Consider the following 16793-nt stretch of genomic DNA (forward strand, 5'->3'; position numbering starts at 1 on the left):
CTGTTTGCCCAGGTCATAGCCCTAGTTGACCCTCTCGGTCCCCCATGAGTCCCCAAGAATGGCCTTCGCCAACCGGGAGGCCGCGTTGCGGGTCCGGTCCTCGGCCGTAGGCCAAAGGTGGGAGTACGTGTTCAGGGTCGTGGTTGCCGTTGAGTGACCCATCGCGGTCTGCACGGCAACGACATCGCAGCCGGAGGCGATGAGACCCGAGGCGTAGAAGTGGCGCAGGGCGTGCAGGCGAGTGGACAGGCCCGCTGCTTCCCGTGTGGCACTCCACGGGACTGCTGCACGAACGGGTGTCGAGATGTCACCTATCCGTGCAGCAGTCCCAGTCCCCAGACGGGCTTTCGCCACGCCCAGAACTGTCCGCCGAGGAGTGGGGCAGACTGCCACGGTGACGAACTTCCTTCGGGCCGCGCGGTCTGTGGTTCTGCTCACCGGCATCGCCATGTCACTTGCTGCCTGTTCGTCGGAGAGCGACGCGTCGCCGACGTCCAGGGAGGGGCCGGTCTCCTTCGTCGCCGATGACGAGTTCACGCAGGCAGCGTCGATGCTGGCCGACGAAGGACAGCGGGTCGTGTTCGGCGCGCTCGCAGTGACCAACGAGGGCGATCATCCCGCGACCCTGCACAGTGCCGAGCTGACCGGGCCCGGTTCCGAGGTGCGCGATGACGGCGCCAAGGTCTCGGAGGTGAGAGTCCTCGACGTGACCGGCGGCAAGGATCTCGTCGGCGCCGGGCCATGGCCCTACGAGTACTACGAGCGCGACTCAGTCCCACTCGACGGCTACGAGATCGCTCCGGACGCCCGGGCTGAACTGCTCTTCGTCGTCGACGTCGAGGAGACCGGCAACTGGGCCTGGCCGCAGACCGAGTTGACCTACCAGGCTCGCGGCGAGACCTACACGATCCGCACGAACACCGGGTTCCTCATCTGCCCGACGACGGAGGACTTCTGCGACCTCCCGGGGTGACGGGTCGGCATAGAGACTGGCGACGAACGGGGGACGGCCGAACAGCCCTCCCTCCGTACATTGACGCCGATCTCGGATCCGCGGCGCGCCCGCATCTGGCTAGCGCCAGACCTCGAGCTTCTGCGGGTTGCGCACCGCCCACACCTGCCCGACCCTGCCGGTGGGGATCGTGACGAGCGCGATCACCGCGAGGGTGTGGTCGTCGCTGTCGGTCGCCACCAGGCCGAGCTCGCCGTTGACCAGTTCCTCGCGCAGGGTGAGGTCCGGCTGTCGGCTGACGACATCGAGGAGGAACGTTGCCACGGCCTCCGCGCCCTGCACCGGTTCGCGTGATGCGGAGACCAGCCCGCCGCCGTCGGTGATGGCGCCGGCATCGGGGTCGAGCAGGTCGATGAGGGCCGCGAGGTCCCCGGACTGCCACGCGGTCTTGAAGGAGTGCACCACCGCGGCATGGTCGGCGGGGGAGACGGGGGTGCGCTGTTGTTCGCGGACCCGGCGACGGGCCGACGAGGCGAGCTGGCGGCACGCAGCGGGGGTACGTCCCACCACGTCGGCGATCTCGGCGTAGGGGTAGCGGAAGACCTCGTGGAGGACGAACACGACCCTTTCGGCGGGCGTCATGGATTCCAGGACGACGAGCAGGGCCATCGACACCGAGTCGTCCAGGGTCACCCGCTCCGCGGGGTCGACGGCGGCCGACACGTCCCGGCTGGTCCACCGGCTCGCCGTCGGCAGGGGCTCCGGCAGCCACGCGCCGACGTACCGCTCCCGACGGGCGCGAGCGGTGCTGAGCGTGTCCAACCCGATGCGGCTGGCGGTCTTGACGAGCCAGGCCCGCGGGTGCGCGATGCCGCGGCGGTCCTCCTCGGCCAGCCGATACCAGCGGACGTAGGTCTCCTGCACCACGTCCTCGGCGTCGGCGAGGGACCCGAGGAGGCGGTAGCTCAGGCCGAGCAACACGCTGCGCTCGCGGATGGCGTCGACGAGCTCCGGTGGCTCGCCGGGTTGCGGCCGAGCTCCGATCGGCATGGTCCCTCCCTGCATCGCGTCCGCGCGCACGCTGCCCTGGTGGCAGGCCCAACTTCTACCGGAACGCCTGACCTCGACAAGGAGACGAAGCAGCCCCGCGATGTGTGAGGTCGGATCGGCGAGCCTGGCTCGCGGTCCACGTCGGCCCTCGGTGCGGAACGTCTCGGGAGCGTCGCCTGACAGTTCGCGCGGCTGTCTCGTCTACCTCAGCGAGCGGGCCTCCCGCACGCTCACCGCTCGACGCCCAGGTCTCTCCGCGAGACGGCGGCGTCGGCGCGCCCGACAACACCGTCGCGAACGCGATTCAAGGAGAAGAGATGTCCGACCCCGTCACGTTCATCAATGTCATCGAGGTGGATCCCTCCAGGCAGCAGGAGGTGATCGATGTGCTGGTCGAGGGGATGGAGAAGGCGATCTCCCAGCGGCCCGGCTTCATCTCCGCGACGCTCCTCGCGAGCCTCGACAAGACCCGGGTCGTCAACATCGCGCTCTGGGAGAGGGCCGAGGACCTGCAGGCCACGCAGCGGGACGCCGAAGCGGCCGCGTACGCACGGCGCACCGCTGCCATCGCCCGGCCCGGGTCCGGCATCTACACCGTGATCGGGGAGTTCTCCGCCTGACCCGTTCCCTGCGGGGAGACCGGCACCTCAGGTTGTCCGCCACCCGCGGGACTGGTGCTGGCGTCAACGGGGGAGGCCTTGTCACCCGCTTGGGGGGCAAATCGGCCGTTCTGAGAGATGTGGGTCGCGGCAGCGCCGTCGGCTCGGCCAGTCTGGGCGCGAGGGTTTGTCCAGGCCACCGGTGCCCAGGAGCGCGGCCGGTCCGAGGCGGTGAGCAACTTCTTCGGGCTCCGGCGTCATGTTCTGCGGCCCCGGTGGTCTTGTACTCCGAAGGACCTGCCGAATGGGCGGTAGGTCGCCCGAGGGAATCGAGGCGAGTAGATGCAGGCGATCCGTCCGATCAGAGCGCGCCGGCGCGCGACCGCGCTGGCGAGCGGCCTCGCCGTCGTCGTCAGTGGACTGGCGTGGGTGACGACAGCCACGCCGGCGGCAGCCGAACCCGGCGACGGCCCACTCACCATCGCGGTCGCGCGTGACGTGAGTGGCGATGGCGTCTACGACCCCATCATCGATCCGCCGCAGGCCGGCATCGAGGTCAAGGTCACCGACTCCGCCGGGCACGTGGTGAACGGCGTGACCGACGCCGCCGGCGAGGTCGTCATCACCGCCGCCTCACCCCTGGTGGGCGGCAGATATCGGGTGGAGACGGCCGTTCCGGCCGCGCTCTCCCACCTGATGCCCGCCCCGGCGTCCGCGTCGGGGACGCCCAACGCGTTCCGGAGCGCGACGACCTTCGTCGATGTCAGCGCCGGTGCCGCCGAGACGGTGCGGTTCGGTGTCTGGAACCCCGCCGACTACGCGCCGGTCGACCCCGACTACGTGCTGGCGATCCAGCCGTCCCGATCGTCGCCGGGCACCTCGCGCTCCCTGGTCCGCGCCAACTGGGCCCACCGGGGCAATGGCAACGGCAACGGGACCACGCCCAACACCGAGAACATGACCACGCTGGCGACCAAGGCCCAGACGGGATCCGTCTTCGGTCTGGCCGCCGAGGGCGAGGAGCGCCTGTTCAGCGCCGCCTACGCCAAGGCGTTCGTTCCCTACGGCCCGGGTGGCTCGGGTGCGGTCTACGTCACGGACCTGACGAGCGGATCACCGAACGCGAGCGTGTTCGTGACCATCCCGAACGCCGGGTCGACCGCGCACGGGAACATCGCCGGCGGGCGGGACGACGACTACTACGCCGCGGCCGGTACCGAGGGACTCGGCGCCATGGCGATGTCCGAGGACCGGTCCACGCTGTACGTCGTCAACCTCAACGACCGCCGGCTCTACGCGGTCGACGCCACGGGCGCCACCGGCACCATCACGGGTTCGACTGCTATCGCCGACCCGGGTTGCGTCGGCGGCCAGTGGCGGCCGGGCGCGGTGACGGTGAGGGATGGGGCGGTCTACGTCGGCGGTGTGTGCGACGCCTCGGCGTCGGGAGACCGGTCGAACCTGCGCGCGTACGTGCTCCGCCTCGCCGGCGCTTCCTTCGACACCGTGCTCTCGCAGCCGCTGGACTTCGTCCGGGGAGCGGCTGCCAACGGTGGCACCGCCGTGTCGCGGCAGTGGAACACGTGGCGCAGCACCTGGTCGCGCACGGCTGTCGACGGCCTGCCGGCATCACCGACTCCCGGGGCCGGGTACAACACCGAGTACCCGACCCCGTTCCTCACCTCGCTGGAGTTCGACGTCGACGGCTCGCTGTTCTTGGGCTTCCGGGACCGGCACGGTGACCAGATCGGCGTCGGGGGTTTCGAGCCCGGTGTCGCCAGCGACGCGGCGCTGGTGAGTGCCATCACGGGCGGCGACGTCAACAAGGCCTGCATCAACCCCGACGGCAGCTACGCGTGGGAGGGCACCGGCGGGTGCCCGGACAACACCACCAGCATCCCGGACGGCGGCCAGGCGGCGGCGGTGCAGGAGTTCTTCGCGGGCGACTGGATCTCCCTGAGTGGAAGCACCACGACCAGCAGCCACCAGGAGCTCGCCCAAGGAGGTCTGGCCTACGCTCCGCGCAACGGCGAGCTGGGCAGCATCGCCATGGACCCCACTGGTCTGGTCGGTACGGGTGGCATCGGCTTCTTCGACACCGCCACCGGTGAGGGTCCCGGTGGCGCGCCCTCCCCCGGCGTGCCGGTGACACGCGGCTGGCTCGTGAACACCTACCCCGAGTCCTTCGGCAAGGGCAACGGCCTGGGCGACCTCGACCTGCTCGCTGGTCTCGCGCCGGTCCAGATCGGCAACCGGGTGTGGTTCGACGCGGACAAGGACGGCGTCCAGGACGCCGACGAGCTGCCGATCCCCGGCGCCACGGTGACCCTGCTCGACGCCACCGGCGCCGTCGTCGCGACGACGACCACCAACGCGGACGGCGAGTACTACTTCGGCGGCGACGGCGCCGCCTACCAGATGGTCCCGGGCGCGTCGTACACCGTGCGGTTCGACGTGAGTACGGCCGACACCTCGGGGCTGCCGTCCTCGCCGCCGTCCAGCGCCCTGGGCTACACCACGCCGAACGCCGGAGGCGACGACAGCCTCGACTCGGACCCGACGCCGGTGAGTGCCGGCATCGCCGAGGTCGCGATCACGGCGCCCCTGACCCCGGGCAGCGTCGACCACACGATCGATGCCGGCGTGGTCATCCCGCCCTCGGTGTCGGTGGGTGACTACGTGTGGGTCGACGAGGATCGCGACGGCCGTCAGGACGCGGGCGAGCCCGGGATCCCGGGTGTCGTGCTGGTGCTCACCGGTCCGGATGGTCAGCCGGTGACCGATGTGTTCGGCAACCCGGTGGGTCCGGTGACGACGGACGCGAACGGTGGGTACACCTTCGACGACCTGCCGGTGTTGCCGGCGGGGCAGCACTACACGGTGACGATCGACCAGACGGCGCCGTCGACCCAGACGGCGCTGCAGCCCTACCAGCCGACCCAGGCAGGTCAGGGTGATCGTGAGGGCGACTCCTCGACGTGGTCGGCGGAGTCGTCGGACCTGACCGAGGACGGTGACCGCGACCCGACCCTGGACTTCGGGTTCGTCCTCAAGCCGCCGCCCGCCCAGCCGGGCAACCCCACGCTGACGACCGCCACGTCGGACGCCAAGGCACTGGTCGGCGCCGAGCTCCACGACGCGGTGACCATCACCGGGTTCACGCCGGGCGGCACGTCCACGGGCTCGGCCACGCTGTACGGGCCGTTCTCCTCACCCTCGGCGGCCACGTGTACGTCGGACACCCGGGTCGGGTCGGTCCCCTTCACGCCGACCAACGGCACGGTCCGTACGCCGTCGGTCACGGTGACCAAGCCCGGCTACTACACCTGGGTGGCGTCCATCACCGCGGATCAGTTCAACAACGCGGCCACCCACGCCTGTGGACTCGCGGCGGAGACCAGCCTGGTCCACCGTCCTGAGAACAAGGTGCGCTTCATCGACACCGGGTTCACCGGAGTCGACCCCGGGGCTGCCGGCCGAGCGGCCCTCCCGGGCTCGCCGAAGCGGGTCAAGGTGCCGTTCCTCGGCCTGAACGCGAAGGTCACCCAGATCGGGCTGACCGACGTACGGGCCAATGTCCCCAAGAGCCGCAACCTCCTCGGCTGGCTCCAGACGTCGGCTCGCCTGGACGACGCGATCGGCACGAGCGTCGTCGTCGGGCACGTGTCCGACAACCACGACCGTCCGGGGGCGTTCTACGACATCAAGCGCCTCAAGGCCGGGAAGACCGTGAAGGTGAAGGGCAACGACGGCCGGACCTACCGGTACAAGGTGGTCGCCAAGAAGCGGTTCAGCAGGGCCAAGCCGCTGCCGGAGAGCCTGTTCTCCATGACGGCCGCCCCGCGGGTGCTCCTCGTGACATGCACCAACAAGATCACCCGCCCCGATGGCCGCTTCCACTACCGCGACAACCTGGTGGTGACGCTGAAGCCGCTGAAGAAGTAGAGACCGGGCTACGGGTGCCGAGCCGGGAGCGCTGATCCTGTGGTCCCTTCAGGTGCAGCGGGCCTGCACCTCGGCAGTTGGGCTCCGTAGCCCCCAGGGTGGCCCCGATCGCGACCACGCGGTCGGGGCCACCGCCTTCGTTCGGCACCACAACCTGCGCGGACGCTCGTGAGAGCATCGGCGCAGCTCCCCGGTGCCCGCCCTCGAGTCATCGGGAAAGCCGATGCAGTGCTCAGGAAAGCAGCGCTTTCCCTCAGCAACGGGCGCGGCCAGGATCGACCCATCCGAAGCGAGAGGGTGGTTGGTCCATGTCGAAGGTCGTGCAGGTCGAGAGTGCTGTCGCGTCCCATCTGTGTCCGGTCGGCAGCTCGACGTCATCGCGGGAACGCCCGGAGTTCGACTCCTACACGGGCCGCCTCGACATCGGCGTACGCCAGGTCGTCATGGCCTACTTCGGTGCTCAGGAGCCGTCGGCCGCGGCCGACGCCGCGCTGGAGGACGTGCTGCGGATGAGGTCCCTCATGCGCCGACCGGACGGGCCGGGCCACCTGGAGATCTCGCGGTACGTCGACGAGGCCGGCTTCGGCACCGCCCTCATCGTCGGCTACTGGCTCTCGCCCGAGACCTTCGATGCCTGGTACGCCGCGCATGGCGCCGCCTGGACGAGTGGCGAGGCCTCGCTCGGTCACTTCGTCGAGGTCGTCCGTCCGTCGGTACGCCGCTTCGAGACGATCTACTCGTCGAACCGTGAGCTGCAGGGCATCGGTGCGCTCGCCGCACGGCCGAGTGGCCCGATCCTGGAGCACGGGTACTGGGGCGGCATGCGCGAGCGCCTCCCCGACGCGCGCGAGAGCGACCTGGCCGCGTCCGGTACGCCGGAGCGGGAGTCGCGCGACGGGGTCGTCGAGATCGTGCCCCACGACGGGCTGTGCCTGATCCGCTCCGGCCAGGACTTCAGCAGCACGGAGGGAGCCGAGCGCGCCTTCTACCTGGAGGAGGTCGAGCCCCAGTTGCGCGCGGGCATGGACTTCCTGCGCGACGACGGGCGCAGTGTCGGATGCTTCGCCAACCGGTACGTGTCGGTCCTGGCCGAGGACGGGGCGCGGCGGGAGAAGACGTACGCGATGAGCTGGTGGAACGACCTGGCGGACCTCGAGGGGTGGGCCAGGTCGCACCGGACGCACGTGCGCATCTTCGGTGCGTTCACGGCCCACATGAAGAGGTTCGGCGCTGACGCCCGCCTGCGGCTCTACCACGAGGTGGCGGTCGTCCCGCGCGAGCACCAGTTCTTCCGGTACTCCCGGTGCCACGAGGGCACCGGCATGCTCCGGGCGGTCCCGAGCCAGAGGCGCAGCCCGGGGCATCGCTAGGCCGACCCCTCGCGCCACCTGCCCACGGTCCGGCGACACATGCGTACCATCTCCCGTGCCCGCGCGGTGAGCCGAACGCCGCGCATGGTGGCCACGACCATACTCAGCGGCGGCACCTCGTCGCGGATCCGGAGCGCGACCACCTTGCCGCCGTCGTAGGTCAGGTCGTGCGCCGGACGCTGGTTCAAGATGGCGAAGCCGTGTCCGTGGGCCACCATGGAGCGCACGGTCTCGAAGCCCGTGGTCTGGTGCCGGATCCGAGGGGCGAAGCCGGTGGTCTCCATGATGGAGCTCATGTACCCGGCCGTGTGGGGCAGGTCGAGGATGACCATCGGGTCGTCGGCGAGCTCGTGCAACGACACCTGTCGGCGACGTGCGAGACGATGCTCGGCACCGACGAGGACGTACGGCGCCACCTCGTAGACCACGACGTGGTCCAGGTCCTCGTCCAGGTCGTAGCCGTACATCAGCGCGACCTCGCACCGCGCCTGACGCAGCATGCTCTTCAAGGTGGCGTGCTCGGCCTCGATGACGGAGACGTCCACCCGCGGGTGCTGCGCGTTGTACGCCGCCAGCAGTCGCGGGAGCTCGAACGGCCCCAGCGTGCTGAAGCAGCCGATGGTGAGCTCGCCGGTGAGGTCGTCGCCCGCGGTGCGCGCCGCCTCGGCGAGGTCCGACGCGTGGGCGAGGAACCCGCGCAGCTCCTGGTAGAACGACTGGCCCGCAGCGGTCAGGGTCAGTCCCCGGGCGTGGTGGCGGATGAGCAGCTGGATCCCGAGATCCTTCTCCAGCTGGGCGACCGCGGTGGAGACCGCGGACTGCGAGACCATCAGCGCCTTGGAGGCGCCCGTCATGCTCAGGTGCTCGGCTGCTGCGGCGAAGTAGCGCAGCTGCGTCAGAGTGAAGGCGGGGTCCGCCACGGGTCCTCCCGGGAGTTGGGGTACGCCGACCGGTCGTCGGGACCCCACCCTACGCCAGTCATCTATCCGAGCGATGCTGTTCATCGGAAAGATTGGTTTGACTGATGCATCACGCCGGGATCAGGCTGCTGCCAATCGCACAGCCTGGCGGCCGGTCCGTCGCCCGAACATGGAGATCCCGATGACCGATTCACGATCCACCTCTGCACCAGGCTCAGGCTCGGCCGGCCCCCTCCTCGAGACGCGAAGCGTCGACTACGTGCCGCCGCAGGAGCGCTACGGCACAGCGAGGAGCCTCTTCACGCTCTGGTTCGGCGGTACGGCAATGGGGGTCACGCTGCTGACCGGCTCGCTGGCGGCGCTGACCGACCTCAGCCTCCTGTGGAGCGTCGTCGCCATCGTCTGCGGCACGTTGATCGGCGTCGTCTTCGTGGCGTACCACTCGGCGCAGGGGCCGGTCCTCGGCCTGCCGCAGATGATCCAGTCACGCGCTCAGTTCGGGTTCTTCGGCGCCAACCTTCCGCTCGTGGTCGTCATCGCGATGTACCTCGGGTTCTTCGGAGGCGGCGCGATCCTCGCCGGGCAGGCGACCGGTGAGCTCTTCGGGATGAGCGCCAAGGCGGGCATCTTCATCAGTGGTCTCGTCTCGATCGTCCTGGTCGTCTTCGGATACGACCTCCTGCACCGGGTGGCGAGGGTTCTCACGCCGGTGTTCATCGTCTCGTTCGCCGTCCTGACCGTCGTGCTCGTCGTCAACTGGCCCGGCACCGCCGACCGTGTCGTGGCGGAGAACGGGTTCTCCGCCACGGGCTTCTTCTTCGTCCTCGGGATCGTCGCCGCGTACTTCATCACCTACGGGCCGTACGTCGCCGACTACTCGCGCTATCTTCCGGAGTCCACCAGCCATGCCGCGACGTTCTGGTACACCTACGCGGGCATGGCTCTCGCCGGGATCTGGTTCATGTCCCTCGGCGCGGCGATCCAGATCGGCTACAGCCGGCTCCCGATCGTGGAGGCCCTCGCCGCGGCCGGCGACAGCGCGAGCGGTGCGCTGCGGATCCTGGTGCTCCTCGCCCTGCTGGTCGGGCTCATCAACATCGGCGCCCTCAACATCTACGGAGCGGCGATGTCCGGCATGACGATCGCGACCTCGTTCCTGAGCGACGTCCGGCCGAGCAAGGGGCTGAGGATGGCGTTCATGCTGGCCACCGGCGCCATCGGCACGATCGGGGCGTCGCTGCTCTCGGGCGACCTCATCGTCTCCTACGAGAACTTCATCTTCTTCCTGATCGCCTTCCTCGTCCCCTGGTCGGCGATCAACCTCGCCGACTTCTACGTCGTCGCCCGGGGCGAGTACGACGTCAAGGCGCTCTTCGACCCGCGGGGCCGGTACGGCCTCTTCAACGGCCCCGGCGTGCTCGCCTACGTCATCGGCTGTGTCGCGCTCGCCCCCTTCGTCTCGACCGTGTACTGGAGCGGGCCGATCGCGAAGGAGCTGGGCTTCGACATCTCGTGGCTGGTGGGTCTGGTCGTCCCGGCCGCGCTCTACATCGGCATCTGCCGCGTGTGGCGGACACGTCCTACTGTGGACGAGCTGATCGCCCCGCGGGTCGACGCATTCGACCAGGCCTGATGGTCACCGACTCGAGAGGAACAGAACCCATGGCACACATCGACCCGATCGTGCGGGTGGCCGCGGTGCAGGCCGCGCCCGTCTGGATGGACAAGGACAAGTCGGTCGACAAGGCGATCCAGCTCATCGACGACGCCGCCGCGCGCGGTGCGCAGCTGGTCGCCTTCGGCGAGAGCTGGCTGCCCGGCTTCCCCTTCTGGATCTGGCTGGGAGCGCCGGCCTGGGGGAGCGACTACTTCGTCGAGCTCCACCAGAACGCCGTCGAGCTCGACGGTCCGGAGCTGCGTGCGCTGCGCGCCGCCGCTCGGCGCGCGGGCGTGGAGGTGGTGATGGGGGCTACGGAGCGCGACGGGGGCAGTCTCTACTGCACCCTCTTCTTCATCGGAGCGGACGGCTCGCTGCGCGGGCGTCACCGCAAGCTCAAGCCCACGCACGTGGAGCGCAGTGTCTGGGGTGAGGGCGACGGCAGCGACCTCTTCGTCCTCGACACCCCCGTCGGCCGGCTCGGCGGCCTGAACTGTTGGGAGCATCTGCAGCCGCTGTCGAAGTATGCGATGTACGCGGCCGGGGAGCAGATCCACATCGCGGCGTGGCCGGCCCTGTCCATCTATCGGGAGCAGGCCTACGCGCTCGGCGTCGAGGCGAACATGGCCGCCTCGAAGGTCTATGCGCTCGAGGGCCAGGCGTTCGTCCTGGCGTGCACCAGCATCGTCGACGAGGACGTGATCTCCCGGTTGTGCGACACCCCGGAGAAGCAGCGCCTGCTGGAGCTCGGTGGGGGGACGACGACCATCTTCGCGCCGTCCGGCGCCGAGTTGGCCGGACCGCTTCCCTACACGGCGGAGGACATCTTGGTGGCCGATCTCGACTTGGCGGAGATCCGTCGCGCCAAGCAGGCCGCGGACCCGGCCGGGCACTACGCCCGTGCGGACGCGACCCGGCTCGTCGTGAACCGGGAGCCCCGTCGTCCGGTCGACCACGCGGCCGTCGCCGGCGGTGGCGACGGTGCGGGACTCGCCGCGCCGGGCGCGCTCCCCGCCTTCGACGAGGACGACGAGGCCTCCCTGTAGGCGGGCTATTGCCGGTCGCGGCGCGGCCGTGGCGACGGGGTGCGGCGCTGCCGCGCCCCGTCGCGGTGATGAGCTCTCTCGCTCGGGGCTCCATCGCTCCGCGGCGCCCGGATGCATCGAAATTGCAGATCTAGAAGTCCAACAAGATCCGTTGGACATGTGTAGATGGCGCCGTCAGGATCGAGATGCGGTCCCGGCCGGCGAGTCGCCGGTGGCGCGAGAGCCGCGAAGAGACGTGGAGGTTTGGAGATGTCGAGTGAGGACGTGGAGGTCGTCGTGGTCGGCGGCGGCCAGGCGGGCCTGGCGATGAGCGAGCACCTCGGTGCGCAGCGCATCGCGCACGTGGTGCTGGAGCGCCACCGGATCGCGGAGCGATGGCGCACCGAGAGGTGGGACTCGCTCGTCGCGAACGGTCCGGCCTGGCACGACCGCTTCCCCGGCATGGAGTTCGCGGACGTGGAGCCCGACGGCTTCGCGACCAAGGACCAGGTCGCGCAGTACTTCGAGACCTACGCGCGCAGGATCGATGCCCCGGTGCGGTGCGGCGTCGAGGTGACCGCGGTACGACGTCGGCCGGGTCGGTCCGGCTTCCGGGTCGTGACGACCGACGGCGTCATCGAGGCCCGGTTCGTGGTGGCGGCGACCGGACCGTTCCAGCGTCCCGTCATCCCGCCGATCGTCCCCGCGGACGCCGTACCCGCGCAGCTCCACTCGAGTGCCTACCGCAACCCCGGGCAGCTCGTGGACGGCGCCGTCCTGGTGGTCGGGGCCGGATCGTCGGGGGTCCAGATCGCCGACGAGCTCCGCAGGTCGGGACGACGGGTCCTCCTGTCCGTCGGCCCGCACGAGCGGCCCCCGCGGAGCTACCGCGGCCGGGACTTCTGCTGGTGGCTGGGAGTCCTCGGACTGTGGGACGCCGATGCCCCACCGCAGGGCGCGGAGCATGTCACCATCGCCGTGAGCGGTGCTCGTGGTGGGCGCACGGTCGACTTCCGCGCGCTGGCGGAGACGGGCGTCGAGCTGCTCGGGATGACCAGCTCCTACGCGGACGGTGTCCTGCGGTTCGCGCCCGATCTCGGGGCGACGATCGCCCGCGGTGACGCCAACTACCTGGCGCTCCTCGACGCAGCCGACGCCTATGTGGAGCGTCATGGGCTCGACCTGCCCGAGGAGCCGGAGGCGCGGACCCTGCGCCCGGACCCGCCCTGCATCACGGAGCCGGTGCTCTCCCTGGACCTGTCCGCCGAGGGCGTCACGACCATCGTCTGGGCGACCGGCTTCGCCGCGGACTACGACTGGCTCCAGGTCGACGCCTTCGACGAGGCGGGCCGGCCGCGCCACCAGCGCGGGGTGTCGGCCGAGGCAGGTGTCTACTTCCTGGGCCTGCCGTGGCTGTCGCGCCGCGGATCCAGCTTCATCTGGGGTGTCTGGCATGACGCGAAGTACGTCGCGGACCACATCGTGACGCAGCGCCGCTACCTCTCCTACGCGCCGGATCCGACGCCGGGTGAGCACCACGAGCGGCTCGGCCTGACGGGAGCGATGCGGTGAACGGTCCGATCGTGGCAGGCGGCCACACGCGCATCCGCCCCTTCAACACGCGTGACACCTACCCGGAGCAGCAGCTCGACAACGACCTCTGCCAGGCGGTCGTCGCCGGCGACACCGTCTACGTCCGTGGCCAGATCGGCCAGGACCTCGACACCAGCGCGTCCGTCGGAGTCGGCGACGTCGAGGCGCAGACCGAGCGGGCGATGGCGAACATCGAGCTGCTGCTGTCCGAGGCCGGCGCCCGGATGGAGCATCTGGTCAAGCTGACGATCTACATCGTCGACCCGCGCTATCGCGAGACGGTCTACCAGACCATCGGACGCTGGACCCGTGGCGTCCACCCGATCTCCACCGGGCTCGTCGTGAGTGCTCTCGCCCGACCGGAGTGGCTGGTCGAGGTCGACGCGATCGCGGTGATCCCATGACCATGTCGTTCATCGGCGCCGACCCGAGTGGCTTCGGCATCGCGATCGCCTCGTCCAGCCCCGCGGTGGCCGCCCGGTGCGCGCACCTGCGCTCCGGGGTCGGTGTCGTCGCCTCCCAGAACGTGACGGATCCCCGGCTCGGACCCCGCCTGCTCGATCTCCTGGAGGATCTCGGTGATGCCGATGCCGCGATGCGCAGGCTCACGACGTCCACCGAGCTCGTCGACTACCGCCAGCTGACGGCGCTGGATGGCAACGGCGGCGCGTCGTACTCCGGCGGACGTGTCCTCGGCATCCATGCGGCGGTGCACGGCGGTCGTGTCGTGGGGGCAGGCAACATGCTCGCGGACGAAGCCGTGATCACGGCCGGGGTCGCGGCGTTCGAGAGCGCCGCGGGCGATCTCGAGGAGCGCCTGCTCGCCGCGCTGCGAGCAGCGGTCGACCGCGGCGGCGAGGAGGGGCCGTTGCACTCGGCGGGCCTCATGGTCACGCGCGTCGGCCGCGCCTGGAACGAGACCGACCTCCGGGTCGACTGGTCCGACGGCGACCCGGTCGAGGAGCTCGACGGACTGCTGCGTCGCTGGCTCCCCGAGCGGGACGACTACGTCGCGCGTGCCATGGAGCCCGCCCGGGCGCCGAGCTACGGGGTGCCCGGTGACCTCTGACGTCAAGGACGTCGCGGCCAGGCGCGTCGATCGGCTGATGCCCGATCTCGTCACCCTCTCCCGCGACCTGCACCGCCACCCCGAGACAGCCTGGGAGGAGACCCGGGCCGCGGCATGGGTGGCGGAGCGCCTCTCCTCCTACGGCTACGCCGTCACGCCGTCGTACCTCGGCCTGCCGACCGCCCTGCACGCGCGGATCGGCGACGGCCCGCTCCGGATCGGCGTCTGCGTCGAGTACGACGCCCTCCCGGGCCTCGGTCATGCCTGCGGTCACAACCTGATCGCGGCGATGTCCACGGGCTGCGCCGGCGCACTGGCGCGGGTCGCCGACGACCTGGGGCTCACCGTCGAGGTCTACGGCACGCCCGCGGAGGAGGGCGGAGGCGGCAAGATCGAGCTGCTCGAACGCGGGGCGTTCACCGGTCTGGCTCTGGCGATGATGGCCCATCCGGCACCGGTGGACGTGGCCGAGGCTCGGCCGTACGCCGTGTCCCACTCCGCGCTCACGTTCCGGGGCCGGGCCGCGCATGCCGCCGCGTATCCGGAGGACGGCGTGAACGCGGCGGACGCCTTCACCGTCGCGCAGGTCGCGATCGGCCTCCTCCGGCAGCAGCTGCCCGACAGCGTCCGCGTCCACGGCATCGTGACCCAGGCGGGAGAGGCGCCCAATGCCATTCCGGAGACCGCCCGCGGTCGGTGGTACGTCCGAGCCGAGTCGCTCGCGGAGCTCGCGGACATCGAGCCGCGGATCTGGCGGTGCTTCGAGGCCGGCGCCCTCGCGACGGGGTGCGAGCTCGACATCACCCCCGAGTCCAAGCCCTACGCGGAGTTCCGGACCGACGGGTCCGCCCTCGCGTCGTACGTCGCGAACGCCGAGCGGCTGGGGCGGCGGTTCGACACCTCGGGGCGCGCGGCTCGGATGAACCGTGCGTCGACCGACATGGGCAACGTGTCGCAGGTCGTGCCGGCGATCCACCCCTATGTCGGCATCGACTCGCTGCCCGCGGTCAACCACCAGGCCGAGTTCGCGGCCCACACCCTCGGCCCCGCTGCGGAGCGGGCTCTCCACGACGCCGCGGTGGCCCTGGCCTGGACGGCGATCGACCGGGCCCGACAGGGAGGTCGACGATGAGCCTCCCCGGTCCCGTCCCCACCCGCACGGAGGCGGACTTCCTCGGCGAGGTCGACCTTCCCGCCGACGCGCTCTGGGGCATCCACACCGCGCGGGCCCTGCAGAACTTCCCGATCAGCGGCGTCCCGCTGCGAGCCCATCCCGAGCTGGTCGAGGCGCTCGGTCTGACCAAGCTGGCCGCCGTCCGTGCCCATCGCGACCTGGGGCTGATCGAGCCGGCGCTGGCCGACGCGATCGAGCGAGCGGCGTCCGAGGTGGTGGACCATCGGCTCGACCGCTTCTTCGTGGTCGACGTGATCCAGGGCGGCGCCGGCACCTCGACGAACATGAACGCGAACGAGGTGATCGCCAACCGCGCGCTCGAACTTCTCGGGCATGCTCCTGGCGCCTACGACATCGTCCACCCGATCGATCACGTCAACCGCTGCCAGAGCACGAACGACGTGTACCCGACCGCCCTCCGGCTCGCGCTCGCGCGCGCACTCGACCAGCTCGCCGGGAGGCTGCTCGCCTGCGTGGAGACCCTGCGCGACAAGGGCGAGGAGTTCGCCGGGATCGTCAAGGTCGGGCGCACCCAGCTCCAGGACGCCGTGCCGATGACGGTGGGCCGGGAGTTCCGCGGCTGGGCGGTGACCCTGAGCGAGGAGCTTCCGCGGCTGCGGGAGACGCGGACACTCCTCGCCGAGGTCAACCTGGGTGGCACGGCGATCGGCACCGGCATCACCGCGCCCCCGGCGTACTCCGCGCTCGTGTGCCGACATCTCGCCGACCTGACGGGCATGCCGATCGCGCCGGCGGTGGATCTGGTCGAGGCGACGTCGGACACCGGCGTCTTCGTCCTGGCCTCGGGCACGATCAAGCGCATCGCGGTGAAGCTGTCGAAGATCTGCAACGACCTGCGCCTGCTCGCGTCCGGACCGCAGTCGGGCCTCGGCGAGCTCCGGCTCCCGGCCCGGCAGGCCGGCTCCAGCATCATGCCCGGCAAGGTCAATCCGGTGATCCCCGAGGTCGTCAACCAGGTCGCCTACGCGATCTGCGGGAACGACGTCAGCATCACGATGGCGGCCGAGTCCGGGCAGCTCCAGCTGAACGCCTTCGAGCCGCTGGTCGCCCACCGGCTCCTCGAGGGCGGTCGCTGGCTCGACCGGGCGCTGGAGACCCTGACCGTGAACTGTCTCGCCGGCATCGAGGTCGACCGTGCCCGACTGAGTGCCGAGGTCGATCGCAGCGTGGGGGTCGTGACCGCGCTTGCGCCGACGATCGGCTACGCGGCGGCCTCCGAGATCGCCAAGGCGGCGCTTCGCGGCGAGGGCACCGTGCGTGAGCTCGTGGTCGGTCGAGGACTGCTCGGCGAGGCGGAGCTGGCGGAGCTCCTGTCGCCCGCCCTGCTCTGCGGTCACGATCCGGCGCTCCCCGAGGGAGATGATCCGGTCGCACGGGCGCGTGGACTGATGGCCGGGACGTCGCTGCGCTGGTGAGCC

At 70.5% G+C, this 16793-nt stretch carries 14 protein-coding genes; 11 read left to right on the top strand and 3 right to left on the bottom strand.

Translation table 11 applies throughout. The features are described from left to right. Positions 1–21: 21 nt before the first annotated feature. On the bottom strand, positions 22–450 hold the full coding sequence (locus tag ACPZVR_RS00295) for a tyrosine-type recombinase/integrase (protein ID WP_436698207.1): 429 nt from the start codon (positions 448–450) through the stop codon (positions 22–24). Here ACPZVR_RS00295 and ACPZVR_RS00300 point away from each other — a divergent pair. Beyond that, positions 395–973 (top strand): hypothetical protein, encoded by a 579-nt coding sequence (locus ACPZVR_RS00300; RefSeq protein WP_436698220.1) that lies wholly within the window; start codon positions 395–397, stop codon positions 971–973. The two genes, ACPZVR_RS00295 and ACPZVR_RS00300, sit on opposite strands and share 56 nt — an antisense overlap. A 99-nt stretch (positions 974–1072) precedes the next feature. Here ACPZVR_RS00300 and sigJ read toward each other — a convergent pair whose 3' ends face one another. After that, positions 1073–2002, bottom strand: a complete 930-nt coding sequence (gene sigJ / locus ACPZVR_RS00305; protein WP_436697564.1) for an RNA polymerase sigma factor SigJ — start codon at positions 2000–2002, stop codon at positions 1073–1075. 317 nt (positions 2003–2319) lie between these two features. Between sigJ and ACPZVR_RS00310 the strand changes: the two genes are divergently transcribed. From ACPZVR_RS00310 to ACPZVR_RS00320, 3 genes are all read left to right on the top strand, one after another. Then, positions 2320–2622, top strand: a complete 303-nt coding sequence (locus ACPZVR_RS00310) for an antibiotic biosynthesis monooxygenase family protein (protein ID WP_436697565.1) — start codon at positions 2320–2322, stop codon at positions 2620–2622. A 321-nt stretch (positions 2623–2943) separates the two neighbouring features. After that, positions 2944–6546 carry an SdrD B-like domain-containing protein gene (locus ACPZVR_RS00315; protein ID WP_436697566.1) on the top strand — a complete coding sequence of 1201 codons (3603 nt, stop codon included), beginning with the start codon at positions 2944–2946 and terminating at the stop codon, positions 6544–6546. 308 nt (positions 6547–6854) lie between these two features. Continuing rightward, complete coding sequence (locus ACPZVR_RS00320) at positions 6855–7916, top strand: phenylacetaldoxime dehydratase family protein (protein ID WP_436697567.1); 1062 nt, start codon at positions 6855–6857, stop codon at positions 7914–7916. On the opposite strand, the gene ACPZVR_RS00325 is transcribed toward ACPZVR_RS00320, so the two are convergent. Next, a complete protein-coding gene (locus tag ACPZVR_RS00325) occupies positions 7913–8836 on the bottom strand; it encodes a LysR substrate-binding domain-containing protein (protein ID WP_436697568.1) in 924 nt (307 codons plus the stop codon). The genes ACPZVR_RS00320 and ACPZVR_RS00325 overlap by 4 nt on opposite strands. Before the next feature lie 259 nt (positions 8837–9095). Here ACPZVR_RS00325 and ACPZVR_RS00330 point away from each other — a divergent pair, with 259 nt between their 5' ends. The 7 genes from ACPZVR_RS00330 (at position 9096) to ACPZVR_RS00360 (ending at position 16790) form a co-directional block, all read left to right on the top strand. Next, positions 9096–10469 carry a purine-cytosine permease family protein gene (locus ACPZVR_RS00330; RefSeq protein ID WP_436697569.1) on the top strand — a complete coding sequence of 458 codons (1374 nt, stop codon included), beginning with the start codon at positions 9096–9098 and terminating at the stop codon, positions 10467–10469. A 29-nt stretch (positions 10470–10498) separates the two neighbouring features. Beyond that, positions 10499–11539 carry a carbon-nitrogen hydrolase family protein gene (locus tag ACPZVR_RS00335; RefSeq protein WP_436697570.1) on the top strand — a complete coding sequence of 347 codons (1041 nt, stop codon included), beginning with the start codon at positions 10499–10501 and terminating at the stop codon, positions 11537–11539. Positions 11540–11788: 249 nt separating this feature from the next. Next, complete coding sequence (locus tag ACPZVR_RS00340; RefSeq protein ID WP_436697571.1) at positions 11789–13090, top strand: flavin-containing monooxygenase; 1302 nt, start codon at positions 11789–11791, stop codon at positions 13088–13090. An 11-nt stretch (positions 13091–13101) separates the two neighbouring features. Further along, positions 13102–13515, top strand: coding sequence for a RidA family protein (locus ACPZVR_RS00345; RefSeq protein ID WP_436697572.1), 414 nt, complete (start codon positions 13102–13104; stop codon positions 13513–13515). After that, a complete protein-coding gene (locus ACPZVR_RS00350; RefSeq protein WP_436697573.1) occupies positions 13512–14180 on the top strand; it encodes a DUF1028 domain-containing protein in 669 nt (222 codons plus the stop codon). The genes ACPZVR_RS00345 and ACPZVR_RS00350 overlap by 4 nt, the downstream gene beginning before the upstream one ends. Beyond that, a complete protein-coding gene (locus ACPZVR_RS00355; RefSeq protein WP_436697574.1) occupies positions 14170–15312 on the top strand; it encodes a M20 family metallopeptidase in 1143 nt (380 codons plus the stop codon). Before ACPZVR_RS00350 ends, ACPZVR_RS00355 begins: the two co-directional genes overlap by 11 nt. Beyond that, positions 15309–16790 carry an aspartate ammonia-lyase gene (locus ACPZVR_RS00360; RefSeq protein ID WP_436697575.1) on the top strand — a complete coding sequence of 494 codons (1482 nt, stop codon included), beginning with the start codon at positions 15309–15311 and terminating at the stop codon, positions 16788–16790. The genes ACPZVR_RS00355 and ACPZVR_RS00360 overlap by 4 nt, the downstream gene beginning before the upstream one ends. Positions 16791–16793 lie beyond the last annotated feature (3 nt).

The organism is Nocardioides segetis (assembly GCF_051390595.1).
In the GTDB taxonomy this organism is placed as follows: Bacteria; Actinomycetota; Actinomycetes; order Propionibacteriales; family Nocardioidaceae; genus Nocardioides.

What these genes read in the sequence shown, in the direction of transcription:
- ACPZVR_RS00295 (WP_436698207.1), bottom strand. Translation starts at nt 450, where the DNA reads ATGGCGATGCCGGTGAGCAGAACCACAGACCGCGCGGCCCGAAGGAAG.
- sigJ (WP_436697564.1), bottom strand. Translation starts at nt 2,002, where the DNA reads ATGCCGATCGGAGCTCGGCCGCAACCCGGCGAGCCACCGGAGCTCGTC.
- ACPZVR_RS00310 (WP_436697565.1), top strand. Translation starts at nt 2,320, where the DNA reads ATGTCCGACCCCGTCACGTTCATCAATGTCATCGAGGTGGATCCCTCC.
- ACPZVR_RS00315 (WP_436697566.1), top strand. Translation starts at nt 2,944, where the DNA reads ATGCAGGCGATCCGTCCGATCAGAGCGCGCCGGCGCGCGACCGCGCTG.
- ACPZVR_RS00320 (WP_436697567.1), top strand. Translation starts at nt 6,855, where the DNA reads ATGTCGAAGGTCGTGCAGGTCGAGAGTGCTGTCGCGTCCCATCTGTGT.
- ACPZVR_RS00335 (WP_436697570.1), top strand. Translation starts at nt 10,499, where the DNA reads ATGGCACACATCGACCCGATCGTGCGGGTGGCCGCGGTGCAGGCCGCG.
- ACPZVR_RS00340 (WP_436697571.1), top strand. Translation starts at nt 11,789, where the DNA reads ATGTCGAGTGAGGACGTGGAGGTCGTCGTGGTCGGCGGCGGCCAGGCG.
- ACPZVR_RS00350 (WP_436697573.1), top strand. Translation starts at nt 13,512, where the DNA reads ATGACCATGTCGTTCATCGGCGCCGACCCGAGTGGCTTCGGCATCGCG.
- ACPZVR_RS00360 (WP_436697575.1), top strand. Translation starts at nt 15,309, where the DNA reads ATGAGCCTCCCCGGTCCCGTCCCCACCCGCACGGAGGCGGACTTCCTC.